Below are 16,153 nucleotides of genomic sequence, written 5' to 3'. Positions count from 1 at the left end.
CGTCGTGGGCCGCGCCACGAGCGAGGCCTCCACAGCTTCCGGTCGCACCCGGCCTGCCGTGCGCCTGGCGGGCGGGCTGCTCCTGCCGGGTGGCGACGCTAACGTGCGCGTCGGTGACGCCGTTACCGTGTGAGGTCCCGCGCTTCCGCAACCCTCCCGGCGAGGTGGTCGTCCGTGTCGTCGCATGATTCCCGCTTGCCGCTGCACTACACGATCATGGTGCTGGACGTGGACCGCTACGGCGACCCGTCGCGGACGGACGCCCACCGGGCGGCGGTGCACGATGGGCTCAACAGGGCAGTGCGCGGCGCTTTCGCGGAGGCGTCGGTCCGGTGGGATTCCTGCGAATGGCAGGACGGTGGCGACGGCGCGTTGATCCTGATACCCGCAGCCACGTCGAAAGTCGTGGTGCTCGACCGGGTGGTGCGCCATTTGGCCGACCGCCTGCGTGAGCACAACGAGGTTTCCGCGGCGGCCGCGCGCATTCGGCTCCGATTGTGTCTGCACGCTGGCGATGTGCGCCGTACGGAGTACGGGGTGGTGAGCAGCGCCATCATCCTCGTGAGTCGCCTGTTGGACTCCGCAGTATTGCGGGAAGAATGCAGAAATTCTCCGGAACCGGTCACACTGGCCGTGACCGACGCGTTCTACAACGACGTGGTCCGCCACTACCCGCCGGCTGAACCGGGGCGGTTCCGGAAGTTCCCTTTCACGGTGAAGGAGGCGGACGCGACCGCGTGGCTGAAGGCCGCCCACCGATTCGCCCCGTCGGCCTCGGAGCCGGTCCCGGAGCCGGTCGCGTGGCCTGTCGACCACCTGACCGCGCTGGTGGAGGCCCTGCTCAAGGTGCCAAGCGTCGAGGATGAGGTGAGCAGGCGGAAGGTCCTCGAACTCCTGCCCGCCCCGGTGAAAGGCGCCGTCCGCTACCACCCGCGGGCCCGGCTGCACGTATTCGAACTGGTGCGGACTTGCCGCGACTACGAGCACGGCATCCGGGACCTTTTCGCCGCGCTCCGCAAACTGGAGGGCGACTCGGTTCCGCTTCGCCGGGCCGAAGGGGCGGCACGCGAATGGATGACGTCCGAAGGAGTGGGAGGATAACGGGATCGGGCCTTACGATACGTGTGGCGGCATAGCGGTCGACCACAAGGGGGCGCGGACGTGCGGACACCGAGGGAGCCCGAACGGGGAGTCTTATGGCAGTTGGTTGAATCCCTCAGCCTCATCCAGGTGCTCGGCGACCTGCACGGACGCAACCTGGTCGTCAGAATGCTCTGCGAGGAACTCGGGGAAGTCCTCCCGGTGGAGGAGCACGGCTACACGCTCATCCACCTCTACGACATCGTCGCCGCCTGCTACCAGCGCCCGCTGGGGCTGTCCGCGCTCGTCCGGGTGGTCGGCAGGCTCGACAAGGGTTCGCTGCACATGGCCAAGGTGCGCGACGCGGTCTTCGACATGACCGTTCTGCCGCTGTGGTCCTCCGACGTCCGCCACACCGCGCTGACGCTGCTGCGCGAGGTGAACGTCGAGGACGTCGACGAGGCGTACCGCGCGGTCGCGGGTCCGACCGCGCCGCACCTGCCCAAGAACTCGAGCTACCTCGACGCGTTCAGCCTGCTGGAAACCCTCAACGCGCGCCCGGACGGCCTGCCCAAGGCACTGGTGTTCATCGAGCACCTGGCCGCGAAGGCACGCCCCGAGATCGCCCTGGAACTGCACCGCTGGGCGGGCCTGCAAGCCGAGCTGATGGGGTTGGCCGACGAACTGGCCGCCGTCCGGCGCGACATCCGCAACGCCCGCGCGCCGCTCACGAAACCGCTCAAGGACTACGGCTTCCTGGTGTTCTCGCTGCAACGGGTCGGTGCTTCCGGTGACCGTTTCGAGCTGGTCCACTGGCGGCAGCTCGGCATGCAGGACGGCTGGTACCCGATGCGCGCGTTCGAGCACGTCGGCGACCTGGAGTCGATCAAGCACACGGTCGCGATGCTCATCGAGTACATCGAGGGCCACTGGGTCGACTTCGACCCGGTCTACCACGTCGAGTTCGTGCTGTCGGCGGAGATGCTCAACCTCGACGTGGACCAGTGGAAGTGGGAGACCGACACGAAGATCCCGCAGTTGCTCGGCTGTCGCTACCCCGTGGTGGTGCGCAGCCTGGAGCGGATGGGCAAGCGCCAGTGGCACCGCGAGTGGAAGACGCGCTGGGCCGAGTTGGCTGCGCAGCTCGACCAGGCGGGTGTGATCGCCGAGGAATCCGGCTGCTGGGGTCGGGACGACAGCCCCGAGGCGCTGCGCGAGCTGATCGCCGCGTTCTCCCGGAAGCCGTCGGCGGTGTCGCTCGTGCTCAGCTCACCCCCGCGGGCCGAGTTCTCCGGCCGCGACGAGGTCGCGGTCGGGCTGCGCGCCGGGGTGCCGGTCATCCTGTGGCACCGTGAGAGTTGCGACTCGGTGTTCATGGACACCGCGCGCAGGCTGCTCCACGACGGCGACCACCTCGGCCTGCTCGAACGCATCCGCGTGGCGCGCACCGAGGCCTTCGCGGAAGGACCGGGCGGCACGCACTGCGGCCATGCCCTGACCGTGCTCTACGACGACCCGGACCGGATCGTGGTGCCGATCGACCCGACGGCACCGGAAGGAGTCTCGGCTGCATGAATGCGGACACGGCCACCCTCCAGCCGACGACACCACGCTGGCACGTCTACCACGGCACGGCCGAGAAAGCGTCGCGACCCGTGCGGGACTGGCCGCCGGCCCCGCCGTGGCGGCGGTTCTCCGGGCAGGGCACGACCTTCCGCCCGGAAGACGACGGCGGCGAGGCCGACCGCCACGTCGGCAACGCGCGCACCGTGCGCCGCATCCCGTACCCGCGCGAGGTTGACATGGTCAACGCCGCGATCAGCCTGCGGCGTCCGCTGCTGGTCACCGGCAACCCAGGCACCGGCAAGTCGACCCTGTCGTACCTGGTGGCCAGGGAACTCGGACTCGGGCCGGTGCTGCGGTGGCCGGTCACCAGCCGCACCCGTCTGGGCGACGGTCTTTACACCTACGACGCCATCGGCCGCGTCCAGGCCACGGGGGCGGGCGACCGGGACCGGGCGGGCGACGCCGACATCGGCGACTACATCCACCTCGGTGCCTTGGGCACCGCCCTGCTGCCCTACGACCTGCCTCGCGTGCTGCTCATCGACGAGCTGGACAAGGGCGACATCGACCTGCCCAACGACCTGCTCAACGTCTTCGAGGAGGGCGAGTACGAGATCCCGGAGCTGGTGCGGATCAGTGGCGGGCGGCCCGAGGTGCAGGTGCGGACCAACGACCACGGCGGCACGGCGAACGTCGTCGGCGGCATCGTGAGGTGCCGCGAGTTCCCCGTCGTGATCATCACGAGCAACGGCGAGCGCGAGTTCCCGCCCGCGTTCATGCGCCGCTGCCTGAAGCTCCACGTCGACCCGCCCAACTACGACCAGCTCGGGCAGATGGTGGCCGCCCACTTCGGGTCACCCGAGGGCGTCGAGCTCAAAGGGCTCATCGACCACTTCTTGGAGCACAGCAGGCAGGTGGGCGGCTTGGCGTCCGACCAGCTGCTCAACGCCGTGCACCTCGCCGTGCAGCTCGCCACCTCCGGGGAGTACCGACAGGACCAGGAGTGGGACGAGTTGCTGAAGTCGATCTGGCACCCGCTGTCCACCGAGTCGTGATGGTCGGGCCGCAGCACGACGTGGAGGGCTGGGCGGGGGTCCGCGCCGCGGTCGCCCAGTCGCCGCACGCGCGAACGGACTCGACCCGCCACCTTCCGACGAGCGGCCTGCTGCTGCGCGAGCTGCGCGACGCCATGTGGCTCGCGCTGGTGCTCAGGGGTGAGGAGTCGCTGCCCCCGCCGGACCACGCGCTGGGTCGCCCGCCGCCGCCGACAACCGCCGAAGGCGGACCGGACACGTCCTCAGGGCGCGGCGGCGGCGCACCTGAGGGCACGACGACCGACGACGAGTCCGGGGAAGGCAACGGCGGGCCCGCAGCCGACGGGTTCCAGGAGTGGACGATCAACTCGACCGGCGCGATCAACGGCCGGGCGTCCGACGCCGCCGGCCCGACCCTGGCGGCGTCCTCGGCGTGGCCGACGATTCCCGCCCTGCCCGACCGCAGGCGCATCGCACGCGCGCTGCGACCCCTGATGCGCGGCTCGCGGTCTCCGCGCGACGAGGAACTGGACGAGGAGGCCACCGCCGCCCGCGCGGCGCAGGACAGGCTGTGGATGCCCGAGACCCGTCCGACGCAGTGGCAGCCGCTGGAGGTGGCCCTGGTCGTCGACCGGTCCGCGTCCATGTCGATCTGGCAGCAAACCGCGCAGGAGTTCCGGGACCTGCTCATGCACCAGGGCGCGTTCCGCGACGTGCGGCTCTACCACTCGGACTTCTCCGTGCGGTCACCCTCGGACCTGGTGCTGCGCGCCGAGACCGCCGAGGCCAGGCCGATGAGCTGGCTCAGGCTCGCCGACCCGACCGGCAGGCGGCTCGTCCTCGTGCTGACCGACGCCGTCGGCACGGCCTGGTACACCGGCGCCGCCGAGCACGTCCTGTACCAGTGGTCGCAGAAGATGCCGGTGGCCGTGGTGCAGATGCTCGAACAGCGCCTGTGGCACTGGACCGGCCTCGCGGCCAGGCGTGTCCGGCTGTCCGCGCGCTACTCCGGCGCGCCGAACGGTCAACTGCGCATCTCGCCGGCGGAGCCGGACTTCGCGTTCCCCGACAGCGCCGAGCGCGGTGCCACCGCCATCCCCGTGCTGGAGCTGTCCGGTTCCTGGTTCACCGGGTGGGCCCGGCTGCTGAGCACGGCGGGCTCGGAGTGGGTGGAGACCACCGCGGCGCTCGTCCACCCGCTGCACGGCGCGCCGCCCGCGTACCGCCCGCGTTCGGGGCCCGACAAGTCGCTCAGCGCACGGGAGAGGGTCCTGGAGTTCCGGACCGTCGCCTCCTCCGCCGCGTTCCAACTGGCGGGGCTGCTCGCCGCCGCGCCACTGGACCTGCCGACGATGAAGCTCGTGCAGCGCGTGCTGCTGCCGAAGGCGGGCTTGACCGTGCTCGCGGAGGTACTGCTCGGCGGACTGCTGGTGCGCGACCGTGGCGAGGGTCCGCCGGACGTCTTCTACGACTTCCACGTGGGTGTGCGCGAGGAACTGCTCTCGGGCGCCCATCGGGCAGACACGGTGCGCGTCGCGCGGCTGGTGGCCGAGCACGCCGTGCCGGGCGCGACCGTGCTGCGCAATCTGGCCACCGCGCTCGACCAGCCCGAAACCGCACTTCCCGACATCTCACCCGAGAACCTGCGCCACATTCGCGTGCAGGAAGCGGTGTTCCGCGCTTTGTCCGGTCCGTACATGCCCAGGGCGAAGCGCCTCGCCGCGCTGCGCTCGGAGCTCGATGCCGGGCACGGGGGCCAAAGGGGCACAGCGGGGGTGTCCACCGCAGGAGGCGACATGAGCAGGCGTGAGCAACAGCGTGGACCGGACCATCGACCGCAGGTGTGGGGCAGAGTACCCCTGCGCAACAAGGACTTCGTCGGCCGGGAAGCGCTGTTGGAGCAGTTGCGCCGAAGACTGGCCGAGGGCGGCGCAACCGCTGTCCTGCCGGAGGCGCTGCACGGCATGGGCGGTGTCGGGAAGTCCCAGACGGTCGTGGAGTACCTCCACCGGCACGAGTCGGAGTACGACCTCGTGTGGTGGGTGCCCGCCGAGCACCCGGCGCAGATCAAGACGAGCTTCGTGGAGCTGGCGGATCGACTGGACCTGCCGGCGGGGTCGGCGGACGCGGCGGTGCCAGCGGTGCTGGAGGCGTTGGCCGGCGGCCGGCCGTACTCGCGGTGGATCATCGTCTTCGACAACGCCGAGCGACCCGAGGAGCTGCGCCGCTTCCTGCCGACCGGCTCCGGCCAGATCGTGGTGACCTCGCGCAACTCCGACTGGAGCGGCTACGCGCACTCCGTCGAGGTTGACCTGTTCACCCGCGCGGAGAGCATCGAGCTGCTGCACCGGCGTGGCGGCGAGCTGGATGAAGCCGAGGCGAACGAGCTGGCAGAGGCGTTGGGAGACCTGCCGCTGGCCATCGAGCAGGCCGCGGCGTGGCGCGCGCAGACCGGGATGCCCGTGCCGGAGTACCTGGAGCTGTTGCGGCTCAACCGGTCGGAGCTGGTCGAGGCCGGCTCGTCCAACGACGACCAGCTCCCCGTCGCGGCGGCGTGGAACGTGCCGCTGGGCGTGCTGGGCCGTGACCACCCGGCGGCGCTGCAGTTGCTCCAGATCTGCGCGTTCTTCGGCGCGGAGCCGATCTCGCTGCCCCTGTTCCGCGGCGTGCGCGACGTGCCGGTGCCGCCGGAGCTGGCGGAAGCGCTGGCCGTTCCGATCAAGCTCGACCGCGCCATCCGGGAGATCAAGAAGTACAGCCTCGCCAAGATCGACCACCGCAGCAACACCATCCAGCTCCACCGGCTGGTGCAGGCGGCGGTCAAGAATCGGCTGCCGGAGCAGGACCGGGAGAACATGCGGCACGCGGTGCACGTGCTGCTGGTCAGCGGCGACCCCCAGGTGGCGGAGGACGCGGCGAACTGGCAGCGGTACGCCGAGCTGCTGCCGCACGTGATGGCGTCGGAGGCGATGGACTGCCAGTTCACCTGGGCGCGCGCGATGATGACGAACTTCGTCAAGTACCTGCTGGCCAGCGGCGACTACGACGGTGCGATCGACCTGTCCGAGCACGGCGTCGAGGTGTGGCGGGGAATGCTGGGCGAGAACAGCCTGGAAACGCTGGAGATGCGCCGGCTGCACGCGGCGGGGTTGCGGCGTGCGGGCAAGGCGCAGGAAGCGACCCTGATGAACAACCGGACCTACGAGATGCTGCGCGCGGCGGTCGGCGATGACCACGAGCAGGTGATCAGCATGATGGACACCGTCGCGGCCGACCTGCGCTCGCAGGGCCGGTTCAACGACGAACTGGCGGTGCAGGAGGACGCCTACGAGCGGGCGTGCCGGGTGCTCGGTGACGATGATCCGAACACGTTGCGCTACGCCCACAACCTCGCGGGCTGCTACCGGCTCGTGGGGTCCTTCGACCGGGCGCACCGGCTTGATGTCGACACGCTCGATCGACGTCTGGCGGTCTTGGGCTCGGACCACTTGTGGACGCACCGCTCGCAAGGCGCGCTCGCCACGGATCTGCGTGAACTCGGCAATTACGAGGCGGCACGGGCGATGCAGGAAGTCACGCTCGCGCGACAGCGGGAGCTGTTGGGTGAGGATCACCCGCACACCATCGGCACGGCTCGCAACCTCGCGGTCACCCGGTGCCGGACGGGGGATCACATGGGCGGGAGGGTGCTCGCCCAGGAGTGCTACAACCGGTACCGGAGGAGGTTCGGCGAACGGCACCTCGACTCGATCACGTCGCTGATGACCCTGTCGGTCGACCTGCGGCACCTCGACGACATCACCGGTGCCATGGAGATGGCCGAGCGCAGCCACCAGCTTTTCGTGGAGATCCAGGGCGCGGAGCACCCGCACACGCTCATCGCGGCGACGAACCTCGCGGTGAACTACCGGCTGGCGGGCCGGCTGGAGCGGGCGCGTGACCTCAACGAGTCGGTGACCGGCACGCTGCACCGGATCTTCGACAGCAATCACCCGTTCGCGCTCGTCAGCGCCACCAACCTGGCCAGCGACCTGGCGGCGCTCGGTGAGCACACGCGGGCGAAGGAGATGGACGAGGACGTCGTGGCCCGGTCGACCGCGGTGCTGGGCGGCGACCACCCGTCGACGTTGGCCGCGGCGCTGAACCTCGCGATCGACCTGCGGAACCTGGGAGGGCTCGAGGAGTCCGCGGCGCTGCAGGCCAGGACGGTCGAAAAGCTCCGCCTCGTGCTGGGCGAGAAGCACCCCACGACCGTCCTGGCCACCAAGCTCATCCGAGCGAACTGCGACATCGACACGATGCAGCTGTGACGCCGCTCAGCCCGCCGACCACCCGGCCAGCCGCACCGGGTCCGGGCGATCGACGGCACGCGTCCGGAGTTCCCGGTGCAGCGCGCGGGCGACCTCTGGCCGAGCGGTGTTCAGGGTGAGCGTGAGACCGGCCCACGCCTGTTCGTCATCGGGGTCGGCTTCCAGGCGTCGTCGATAGGCGGCGGTGGCCGCCTCGACGTCGCCGGCCGCGCACGCGAGATCGGCTGGGTCCGCGTGGGTGGTCGCCAGGCCGAGGGCTTGGGCTTTGAACAGCGGCGCGCGATCCGACGCACCGGGCACGGGTTCCTCCGCGATCCGGTGGTCCAGGGTGGACCCCGTGAGTTTCGCCTCGCCGGCGAGGTAGGCGTCGGCGAGTCGGGCGATGCCCGGTCCGTCCGGCACGACGTGCCTGACGCGCCACAGGGCGCGGTGATCGGCGACGAGCTTCGCGACGGGGCCGGTGCGATCGGCCTCCGTCAGGTCGTCCTCGCAGACGGCCAGGCGGCTCGACAGCTTGTCCAGGAAGATCCGTCCCCAGTGGTTGAGCTGTGCCGTGGAGGCGATGTCGTCGATGGCCATGCGCACTTGCAGAGCTCTCAGGACGAAGGCGTAGTCGGCTTTCGCGGCCCGGCCCTCCGAGACCAGGCCGCGTCGTGCGCGCCAGAACTCGACCACGCTGGTGAACGCGTAGATCCCGTGCAGGACACCGTTCAAGGGCCTGGGGTCGTCACGCCAAGGCGCGTAGAAGTAGTCCACTTCGTCCGTCCGATGCAGACTCGCGCACTCCAGGACCGCGTTCAGCTTGGAGTGCTGGAGTTCGTGCACGAGCGCGTCGGCGAGTTCGTCGGCCGATGGCTTCTCGCACAGCGCTATCGCGCCGAACGCCGACGCCGAGGAGGCGCCGACCAGCTTGCCCTCGCGGGTGAGCGGTGCCAGGCTCAGGAGCCCGACGGACAACTCTTCAGCGTAACGCCGATCCCATCCGACCAGGGTCTCCCAGGCGGCGTCGAGCTGAGCGCACCAGCGCTCGAACTCGGTGTCGCTGAGCGGATCCGGCGCGGCGGGGTTGTCCGCGAACGCCCGGTGCGGGTCGGTGTCTTCGAAGACCACCTCCAGCACCACTCCCGACGCCGTCGAACGGTGTCTGCGGACCGGTCGGAACTTGACGTGCTCCACCTTCGTGCCCGCTTCCGAGTGGTGCAGCGGCACGAAGTCGACCGAAGGGTCGACGGCGATCTCGTACTGCCCCACTGTGGGCAGGCTGACGACGCCCTGGGTGACCGGCACCCTGATGTCGAACGACAACCCGGCTCGCAGGGCGGCAGCGGCTGCGACCGCGTGCACGACCCCGATCTCCGCCCGCTTCGCGGGTGTGTCGACGTGTCCGTCGACGACGGTCTCAAGGGCACGTCTGAACCACAGGCCGACGGTCGGGAACATGATGACCTCATCGACCACACCCGGTGCCGCGTCCTCGGCGAGGAGAAGAAGGTCCCAGGCTTCCCCCAGGTCCGGGACGAGCACTTCGACGTCGGCCCGCTCGCGCGTTTCCCGTTCGAATCCGAGAATGAGCAGCTTGCGCTGGGTGTTCTCGATGCGGCGAAGGACGTGCATCACCTCGCCGCGCACCGGGCCTTCGCACACTTCCGCGAAGAACGCCTCGGACAGCAAGCAGCCGTCTCCCTGCGGAACGAGGTCGACAGAGTTGTGAACGCTAGTCACGTTGTCCCTGCGTATCTGCGGACAGGGTCGTATTGTGGACCCTCGCCACAATCGACGCGACGGCCGCGTCCACGCGCGACGACTTGCTGGAGAGCAAGACGCGCAAATTCACCACACTGAGATCGATGGCACTTGACCTTGTGGCGAGTGGCGTGCTTGGCGACAACTGAAGCCTCCAATCCATTCTACGCCTGGAGGCGTAGAATAGGGTACACTACACAACTTCGTGACAGCCACCTGCGGTGACACGGCAGTTATCGCCACTTGGCTGGTATCGTTACTGCTGGTGTTCGCCGCCGTCGCGCCGCGAGGGCCAACCCACGGCCCGGCACTGCTCAGGCGGTGCGCCGTCCTCAGCCCCGAGGACCTGCACCTGCGGTTGTCCGCACTCGAATCTCTGCACCCGAAAGGGCGAACAGCCTCGCCCGGCTGTTCGGCCACGAGCGTCGGCGGTGCGGATGCGCTGGTGCGACTCGCAGGGCAAGGCCGGGATCGGTGCCCAGGTCCTCCACCGACCGCTGCCGGGCAGGCCCTGCCGGTAACAGGCGGTCGCCAAGCCGAACCCCAACCTCACCCGATACCGCCGCCACGACACGCGACTGTCCCCACCGCGTCGCCCTCCCGTGAGCAGGCGATGCAACGCTGATCCAACGAATCCTCATCGCCGTGCCGCAACAGTTGACGACGTCACGGCCTCGGTCGGGTCGTTCGGTTCGATTCGTCGACAAGTCGTTCCAGTGCGAATCGCACTTCGATCCGGAACGGAAAGCGCTGTTCTCACGCTTCCTGCGCGACCGGCCCGGACTTCTACGACCGGATCGACGTGGACATCGGAAACGACCACCTGTGGGGCGGGTCGGCGCGGGACCTGTTGCCCGACGGGCAGGTCTACGTGGACCTGCACGGTTTCGACCCGCGCGGACCCGCCGTGGCGCCCGACGCGGCCGTCCGGATGGTGCTGGACGCGCTGCACGTGCCGACGCGGCCGATCCCACCCGACGCGGACGGTCGCGGCGCCTACCTGCGCAGCGTGGTGGACGGGCGGGACCTGCTGCTCATTCTGGACAACGTCCGCGACAGCGCAGCGGCATTGTGGTGGTTCGCGGAGGAGTACGACAACGTGCCGGCGGCGATCACGACGGCGACCGACGGGATCTGCGCCCGTACACGTGGCAACTGGCGTGGGCCATGTCCGACTTCGCCTACCCGGGCGCCCGCCGGCAGGACTGGCTCAGCACCCACGTGGAGGCGGTCGACGCGGTAAGCCGCGAGGCGACGGGCACGTCGAGGTGCGGCTCCGCCAGTCCCTGGCGCGCGCGTACTGCGAGGAGGTGCGGCTCCGCCAGTCCCTGGCGCGCGCGTACTGCGAGAACGGCGACTACGAACGGTCGACGGCGCAGTCCGAGCCGTGCTCGCCATCCTCGACCGGATCGACGACCCGGCGGGTCGGGCGAACGCGGTCGACGGCCTCGGCGGCGTGGAACAGCGGTCCGGCGCGTTCGAGAAGGCCCTCGGCACCGCTCTGCACGCCCTTAGCCTGTACGTGGAGCGGGACGACGACGCGGGCACGGCGAGCACGTACAACCTGCTGGGTCGGGCGAGCCTGGCGTTGGGCAGCCTTGAAGAGGCCGACCGCTACCACGGGCCGGCGCACGCGCTGTACGTGCGGTCCGGCAACTCCTACGGGCCCACGTCGCGGACTGCCGGGCCGAGCTCGCACTGGCCTCGGGGCGAGGTCGACCGCGCCGCGCTGCTGCTGCGCGAGGCGGCAGGGGCTCACTTCACCGTCGGCAACCGCCATCACGCCGCCCAATCGTGCCGCAAGCTCATAACACCGTCGGGTGCGCCCGTCCCCGCCGCTCTCGGCCGGGTGATCGTCTTGCTCGAGGCCGACCGCGTGCCGACGGCAGGGGAGTTCACTCTCCTGCTCGACGAGGTCTTCGGGTAGTCCGTCGACCCCGGTCGAGACGAGCTGTCCGCCCGGCCTTGGTCCGACTCTGGACCGGGGCGCGAAATCTCGCCTCGGCACAAGGACCACCCGGCCGCAGCCCCACCGGGGCGACGCCATCACGAAACTCCGGTTGACGGAGCCGGCGACGTCGGCCCGGTCGCGCCGACAGTCCGAGTTGGACAGTCGTTGCCGACCTCCGCCAAGGACGACGACATCGCCGACGGCGAGTCACCGCAAGCCGGGGATCAAGGGACCTGGCCGCGATCCTCCCCACGCCCCACCCGGGTCATCACGCGGCGGACGACGCGCACACCGCCACCACGACCGTGACCGCCCGGGCGAGTTGGTCCCGCCATCGCCTGCGGTGACCCGTTGACGATGGCGAAGACCGGATCGCGGGGGCGGTGGGCCACCCCGTGTCCGAGGTCGGCCGGTTGCCGGCAGCGCCTACACGCCCATCGGCATCGCCGCCCGCCGTCGACAACACGAAGACGGGCAACACGCCGAGCGGGCGGTGGTCAGGTCCCGGCGGGGGCGGCCAGCCCGCGGCCGGTGATGAACACGGCCTGGTCGTGCATGACGTCGTGGGGCAGGGTCCGGAAGTAGGCGATGTGCTCGCTCTGCTCGGTGCGCGTGGGCACTCCCGAGACGATGCGGGTGTCGAAGGCCAGGCCCAGCGGCCAACCCCGGTAGCCGGAGGCGAGCAGGTTCGGGTACTCGATGACGCCGAGTTGCTCTCCGACCGCGACTTCGACGTCCAACTCGTCGCGCGCCACCCGTCGCACCGCGTCGACGAGGCTCTCACCGAACAGCACCGTGCCGCCGGGCAGGTGCCACTGCCCCAGGCACGGCTCGATCCCGCGCCGGGTCAGCAGGACACCGTCCTCGGTCCTGATGACCACCTCGACGGTAAGCCGGGTGACCTTCGCGTAGATGCTGTCGAACTCGTCCCTGGTCAACGGCAACTGCCGTGATCTCCCCATGCCCGTAGGCTACGGGCATGGTCCTGCCCTCAGGGGCCGGGCACGACATCCGCTCAGCGGGCCGGCGCGGTGCACACCCGGCGTCCGCCCAATTGCCGGACCAGCGGTCCAGCCGTCACCAGGTCGGTTCACCCGGCTCGCTGGACGATCACTTCGCCTGGGCGAGCCAGACGGCGTCGGGACCGGCCGGGAACCGCAGTTGACCGGTCGTGTCGTGAGCAGCCAGCCACACCGCCTCGGCGACGTCGCTTTCCTGGGTGAACATGTCCTGGCTCGTGAAGGCGGCCATGGCCTTCCTCGCCCACGGTGCGTAGGGCGCCGGGACCAGGTCGTCCACCGAGGTGCCGTTCGTCGCCCTGGCCGCGAAGTTCGTCGTCAGGCAGGCGCCCGGCTGGACCGCCTTCGCCCGCACGCCGAAGGGCGCGAGTTCGAGCGCGAGCGACGCGGTGAACCCCTCGACGGCCATCTTGCTCGCCTTGTAGACGGCGGAAAGCGGCATGTGGCCCAGCACCACGCTGGACGTCACGTTGACCACGACACCGGAGCCGCGCTCCCGGAACTGGGGCAGCACCGCCTGGGTCATCGCCATCACGCCGAACGTGTTGGTCTCGAACACCTCCCGCACGCGGGCCATGGGGGTGCCCTCGAACACGCTGATCGACGGGACGCCCGCGTTGTTCACCAGCACGTCGACGGGACCCGCCTCCTCGATCGCGGCGGCGATGCTCCGGGGCTCGGTCACGTCGAGCCCGACGACGCGGAGCCGGTCCGACTGGGGGAGGACGTCCGCACGCGGGGTGCGCATCGTCGCGATGACGTTCCACCCCCGGGAGTGGAAGTGCAGGGCGGTCTCCCGTCCGTAACCGGAGGAGGTGCCAGTGATCAGGACCGTTTTCATGGGTGCTCCGCGCAGTCTGGTGGGACTCGACAAGTCCGGCTCCTTCTTCGCCGAAGGAGCGGCGGTGATCCCATTCAATCGCCCTGACCTGCTGAAACGATAGAACGATCCTGCCTTCGTCTGGCACGATCCTCTTCCCGCTTCCGCCCCCGATCACGTCAGCACCCCCGCCGGGGCGCGCCGGACCTCCCGCAGGCGGGCCGCGTCCCGGCTCGGGGGCTCGCCGAACAGGCGGCGGTACTCCCGGCTGAACTGCGACGGGTTGTCGTAGCCGACCCGCCGGCCGACCGCCGTGACATCGCCCGGGTGGGTGGCGAGCAGCAGCCGGGCCTCCTGCAACCGGATCTGCTTCTGGAACTGGATGGGGCTCATCGCGGTCACCGCCTGGAAGTTGCGGTAGAACGCGGAGGTGCTCATGCCGGACATGCGCGCCACGTCGTCGACCCGGAAGGGCTGCGCGTAGTGCTCGCGGATCCAGCGCACGGCCCGTGAGACGTGGCTGAGGCCGCTGTCGGCCAGCCCGAGCTGGCGAACCGTCGCCCCCTGCTCGCCGGTGATCACGCGCCAGAGGATCTCGCGTTTGACCAGCGGCGCCAGCACGGCCCGGTCGCGGGGCTCGTCGAGCAGGCGCAGCAACCGGACCACCGCTTCGATCAGCTCGGCGGAGGCGTCGCTGACGGCGATCCCCGACGGGATGCCCTCACCGGCCCGAGGGAGGTCGCCGGGACCGGCCTGCAGCAGCAGTTCGGCGATGGCGGAGGGTTCCAGCACGAGGCCGAAGCCGAGCGCCGGCTGCTCGGGGTCCGCGCGGGTGAACTGCCCGGTGACGGGCAGGTCGACGGAGGCCACCAGGTACTGCCCGGGGCCGTACTCGTAGATCCGGTCGCCCAGGGCGAGGCGTTTCGCGCCTTGGGCGATGACCGCGAGGACCGTGCCCGACATGGAGGGCGCGGGTGGGTCGGGCCGGTCGACCTTCGAGATGAGGACGCCGTCGATGGCGGTGGTCCAGTCGGGTCCGGCGTGTCGGGTCAGCAGCGCGCGGAGCTCTTCGAGGCACATGCGCCCATTGCAGCACCCTTCGAGTCCGAAGCTCTCGAAGTTGAGAGGATCGTGCAAGTCGTAGAGAGGATAGTTCTACGTTTTCCCTGCTCAGGCGGGTTGAATGGTGGCAGCACAGTCCCTCGCTGAGAGGAAAACACATGATCGCCACCTACGGCTTCAGCGCCACCCTGACCGCCGCTCCCGGCCTGGGCGACCGGCTGGTCGACCTCCTGCTGACCGGCCTGGACGAGGGGAGCCCCGGCGCGAGCGAGCACTGCGTCGTCTACCTGGTCTCGCGCTCCGCGTCCGATCCCGACGTCGTGCACGTCATCGAGGGCTGGACCAGCGAGGAGGACCACCACCGGGCCTTCGCCGGCGAGGCCGCCCGGGCCATCGTGGCCCGGATCGGCGAGCTGCTGGTCGGGGAGCCCGTGTACGGCGACCAGGTCCCGGTCCGCGGCAAGGCCGCCTTCCCGTCCCGGTGACGCGGCCCGCTTCCCGCCCGACCCTCCCGCACCACCCGACGAAAGGCGATGACATGACGACCGCCCGCCCCGCCCTGGACCCCGAGCTGCGCGAACTGCTGGCCGGGATGCCCCTCGTGCCCCGGCTCGACGCGGAAGTCCTGGCGCAACTGCGCCAGTACCCCTCCACGCCCCTCGAACCCCTCCTCGCCCACCGGCAGGTCGACCGGCGCGAGGTCACCGTGCCGGCCGAGGACGGCGCCCCGATCCACCTGTCGATCTTCAGCCCCTCGCACCGCGCCCCCGCCGCCCCCGCCGCCCCCTGCGTGTACTGGATGCACGGTGGCGGCATGATCATGGGCGACCGGTTCTCGCAGATCGACATCCCGCTGGAGTGGTTCGACGAGTTCGGCGCGGTCGTCGTCTCCGCGGAGTACCGGCTCGCACCGGAGGCCACCGGCACCACGCCCGTCGAGGACTGCCACCGTGGACTGCTCTGGGTCGCTGAGCACGCCGCCGAACTGGGCGTCGACCCCGCGCGGATCATCGTGGCCGGCGCGAGCGCGGGTGGCGGCTTGGCCGCCGGCCTCACCTTGCTGGCACGTGACCTCGGCACCTCGGCGATCGCCGCGCAGGTGTTGATCTGCCCCATGCTCGACCACCGCAACACCAGCACGTCCAGCCGCCAGTACTCCGGCGTGCCCGGCGTGTGGACCGGCGAGATGAACGCGTTCGGCTGGCGCGCCCTCCTCGGTGACCTCAGCGGCGACGAGGTGCCCGCCTACGTCTCACCCGCGTTGGCCGAGGACCTCTCGGGCCTGCCGCCCACCTACGTCGACACCGGCTCCGCGGAGGTCTTCCGCGACGAGGCCACCGACTACGCCACCCGCATCTGGGCCGCCGGCGGCGAAGCCGAACTCCACGTCTGGTCGGGCGGCTTCCACGGTTTCGACGCCCTCTACCCGCAGGCGCGCATCTCGACCACCGCCCGCCGAACCCGCACCGACTGGCTCGCCCGCCTCCTGACCACCAACCAGGAAGGCGCCTGACCCCGACGGGACGTGCGGAGTCGGCGCGGCAGCGGCCAGGTCTCGAGGGACGTGT

The 16,153-nt window shown here is 70.3% G+C and carries 12 protein-coding genes; 8 read left to right on the top strand and 4 right to left on the bottom strand.

Going from position 1 to position 16,153, the window contains the following annotated elements:
• The first annotated feature begins 195 nt into the window (after positions 1 to 195).
• The 4 genes from ACZ7GX_RS17965 (at position 196) to fxsT (ending at position 7,990) form a co-directional block, all read left to right on the top strand.
• Complete coding sequence (locus ACZ7GX_RS17965; RefSeq protein WP_498777977.1) at positions 196 to 1,101, top strand: effector-associated domain 2-containing protein; 906 nt, start codon at positions 196 to 198, stop codon at positions 1,099 to 1,101.
• A 102-nt stretch (positions 1,102 to 1,203) separates the two neighbouring features.
• Positions 1,204 to 2,655 carry a VMAP-C domain-containing protein gene (locus ACZ7GX_RS17960; protein WP_498777975.1) on the top strand — a complete coding sequence of 484 codons (1,452 nt, stop codon included), beginning with the start codon at positions 1,204 to 1,206 and terminating at the stop codon, positions 2,653 to 2,655.
• On the top strand, positions 2,652 to 3,701 hold the full coding sequence (locus tag ACZ7GX_RS17955) for an AAA family ATPase (protein WP_498777973.1): 1,050 nt from the start codon (positions 2,652 to 2,654) through the stop codon (positions 3,699 to 3,701). Before ACZ7GX_RS17960 ends, ACZ7GX_RS17955 begins: the two co-directional genes overlap by 4 nt.
• A complete protein-coding gene (gene fxsT / locus ACZ7GX_RS17950) occupies positions 3,701 to 7,990 on the top strand; it encodes an FxSxx-COOH system tetratricopeptide repeat protein (protein WP_498777971.1) in 4,290 nt (1,429 codons plus the stop codon). The genes ACZ7GX_RS17955 and fxsT overlap by 1 nt, the downstream gene beginning before the upstream one ends.
• Before the next feature lie 6 nt (positions 7,991 to 7,996).
• On the opposite strand, the gene ACZ7GX_RS17945 is transcribed toward fxsT, so the two are convergent.
• Positions 7,997 to 9,763 carry an aKG-HExxH-type peptide beta-hydroxylase gene (locus tag ACZ7GX_RS17945; protein ID WP_498777969.1) on the bottom strand — a complete coding sequence of 589 codons (1,767 nt, stop codon included), beginning with the start codon at positions 9,761 to 9,763 and terminating at the stop codon, positions 7,997 to 7,999.
• 772 nt (positions 9,764 to 10,535) lie between these two features.
• On the opposite strand from ACZ7GX_RS17945, the gene ACZ7GX_RS17940 reads away from it, so the two are divergent.
• Both ACZ7GX_RS17940 and ACZ7GX_RS17935 read left to right on the top strand, forming a co-directional pair.
• Positions 10,536 to 10,976, top strand: coding sequence for a hypothetical protein (locus tag ACZ7GX_RS17940; RefSeq protein ID WP_498777967.1), 441 nt, complete (start codon positions 10,536 to 10,538; stop codon positions 10,974 to 10,976).
• A gap of 144 nt (positions 10,977 to 11,120) precedes the next feature.
• The gene (locus ACZ7GX_RS17935; protein ID WP_498777965.1) at positions 11,121 to 11,660 is read left to right on the top strand and encodes a tetratricopeptide repeat protein; all 540 of its coding nucleotides are present in this window, start codon (positions 11,121 to 11,123) and stop codon (positions 11,658 to 11,660) included.
• A 521-nt stretch (positions 11,661 to 12,181) separates the two neighbouring features.
• On the opposite strand, the gene ACZ7GX_RS17930 is transcribed toward ACZ7GX_RS17935, so the two are convergent.
• From ACZ7GX_RS17930 to ACZ7GX_RS17920, 3 genes are all read right to left on the bottom strand, one after another.
• The gene (locus ACZ7GX_RS17930) at positions 12,182 to 12,646 is read right to left on the bottom strand and encodes an NUDIX hydrolase (RefSeq protein ID WP_498777963.1); all 465 of its coding nucleotides are present in this window, start codon (positions 12,644 to 12,646) and stop codon (positions 12,182 to 12,184) included.
• Between the two features lie 148 nt (positions 12,647 to 12,794).
• Positions 12,795 to 13,544, bottom strand: a complete 750-nt coding sequence (locus tag ACZ7GX_RS17925; RefSeq protein ID WP_498777961.1) for an SDR family oxidoreductase — start codon at positions 13,542 to 13,544, stop codon at positions 12,795 to 12,797.
• A 153-nt stretch (positions 13,545 to 13,697) separates the two neighbouring features.
• Positions 13,698 to 14,603, bottom strand: coding sequence for an AraC family transcriptional regulator (locus ACZ7GX_RS17920; protein ID WP_498777959.1), 906 nt, complete (start codon positions 14,601 to 14,603; stop codon positions 13,698 to 13,700).
• Positions 14,604 to 14,743: 140 nt separating this feature from the next.
• Between ACZ7GX_RS17920 and ACZ7GX_RS17915 the strand changes: the two genes are divergently transcribed.
• Both ACZ7GX_RS17915 and ACZ7GX_RS17910 read left to right on the top strand, forming a co-directional pair.
• Complete coding sequence (locus tag ACZ7GX_RS17915) at positions 14,744 to 15,070, top strand: putative quinol monooxygenase (RefSeq protein WP_498777957.1); 327 nt, start codon at positions 14,744 to 14,746, stop codon at positions 15,068 to 15,070.
• 53 nt (positions 15,071 to 15,123) lie between these two features.
• The gene (locus ACZ7GX_RS17910; RefSeq protein WP_498777955.1) at positions 15,124 to 16,098 is read left to right on the top strand and encodes an alpha/beta hydrolase; all 975 of its coding nucleotides are present in this window, start codon (positions 15,124 to 15,126) and stop codon (positions 16,096 to 16,098) included.
• The last annotated feature ends 55 nt before the right edge of the window (positions 16,099 to 16,153 follow it).

The sequence above is a fragment of the Actinosynnema sp. NPDC037264 genome (genome assembly GCF_055603705.1).
This window is presented reverse-complemented; position numbering and strand designations above follow the sequence as displayed.

Excerpts from the sequence above, each read along its gene's own strand:
- ACZ7GX_RS17955 (WP_498777973.1), top strand. The coding sequence starts at position 2,652 with ATGAATGCGGACACGGCCACCCTCCAGCCGACGACACCACGCTGGCAC.
- fxsT (WP_498777971.1), top strand. The coding sequence starts at position 3,701 with ATGGTCGGGCCGCAGCACGACGTGGAGGGCTGGGCGGGGGTCCGCGCC.
- ACZ7GX_RS17930 (WP_498777963.1), bottom strand. The coding sequence starts at position 12,646 with ATGGGGAGATCACGGCAGTTGCCGTTGACCAGGGACGAGTTCGACAGC.
- ACZ7GX_RS17925 (WP_498777961.1), bottom strand. The coding sequence starts at position 13,544 with ATGAAAACGGTCCTGATCACTGGCACCTCCTCCGGTTACGGACGGGAG.
- ACZ7GX_RS17920 (WP_498777959.1), bottom strand. The coding sequence starts at position 14,603 with ATGTGCCTCGAAGAGCTCCGCGCGCTGCTGACCCGACACGCCGGACCC.
- ACZ7GX_RS17915 (WP_498777957.1), top strand. The coding sequence starts at position 14,744 with ATGATCGCCACCTACGGCTTCAGCGCCACCCTGACCGCCGCTCCCGGC.
- ACZ7GX_RS17910 (WP_498777955.1), top strand. The coding sequence starts at position 15,124 with ATGACGACCGCCCGCCCCGCCCTGGACCCCGAGCTGCGCGAACTGCTG.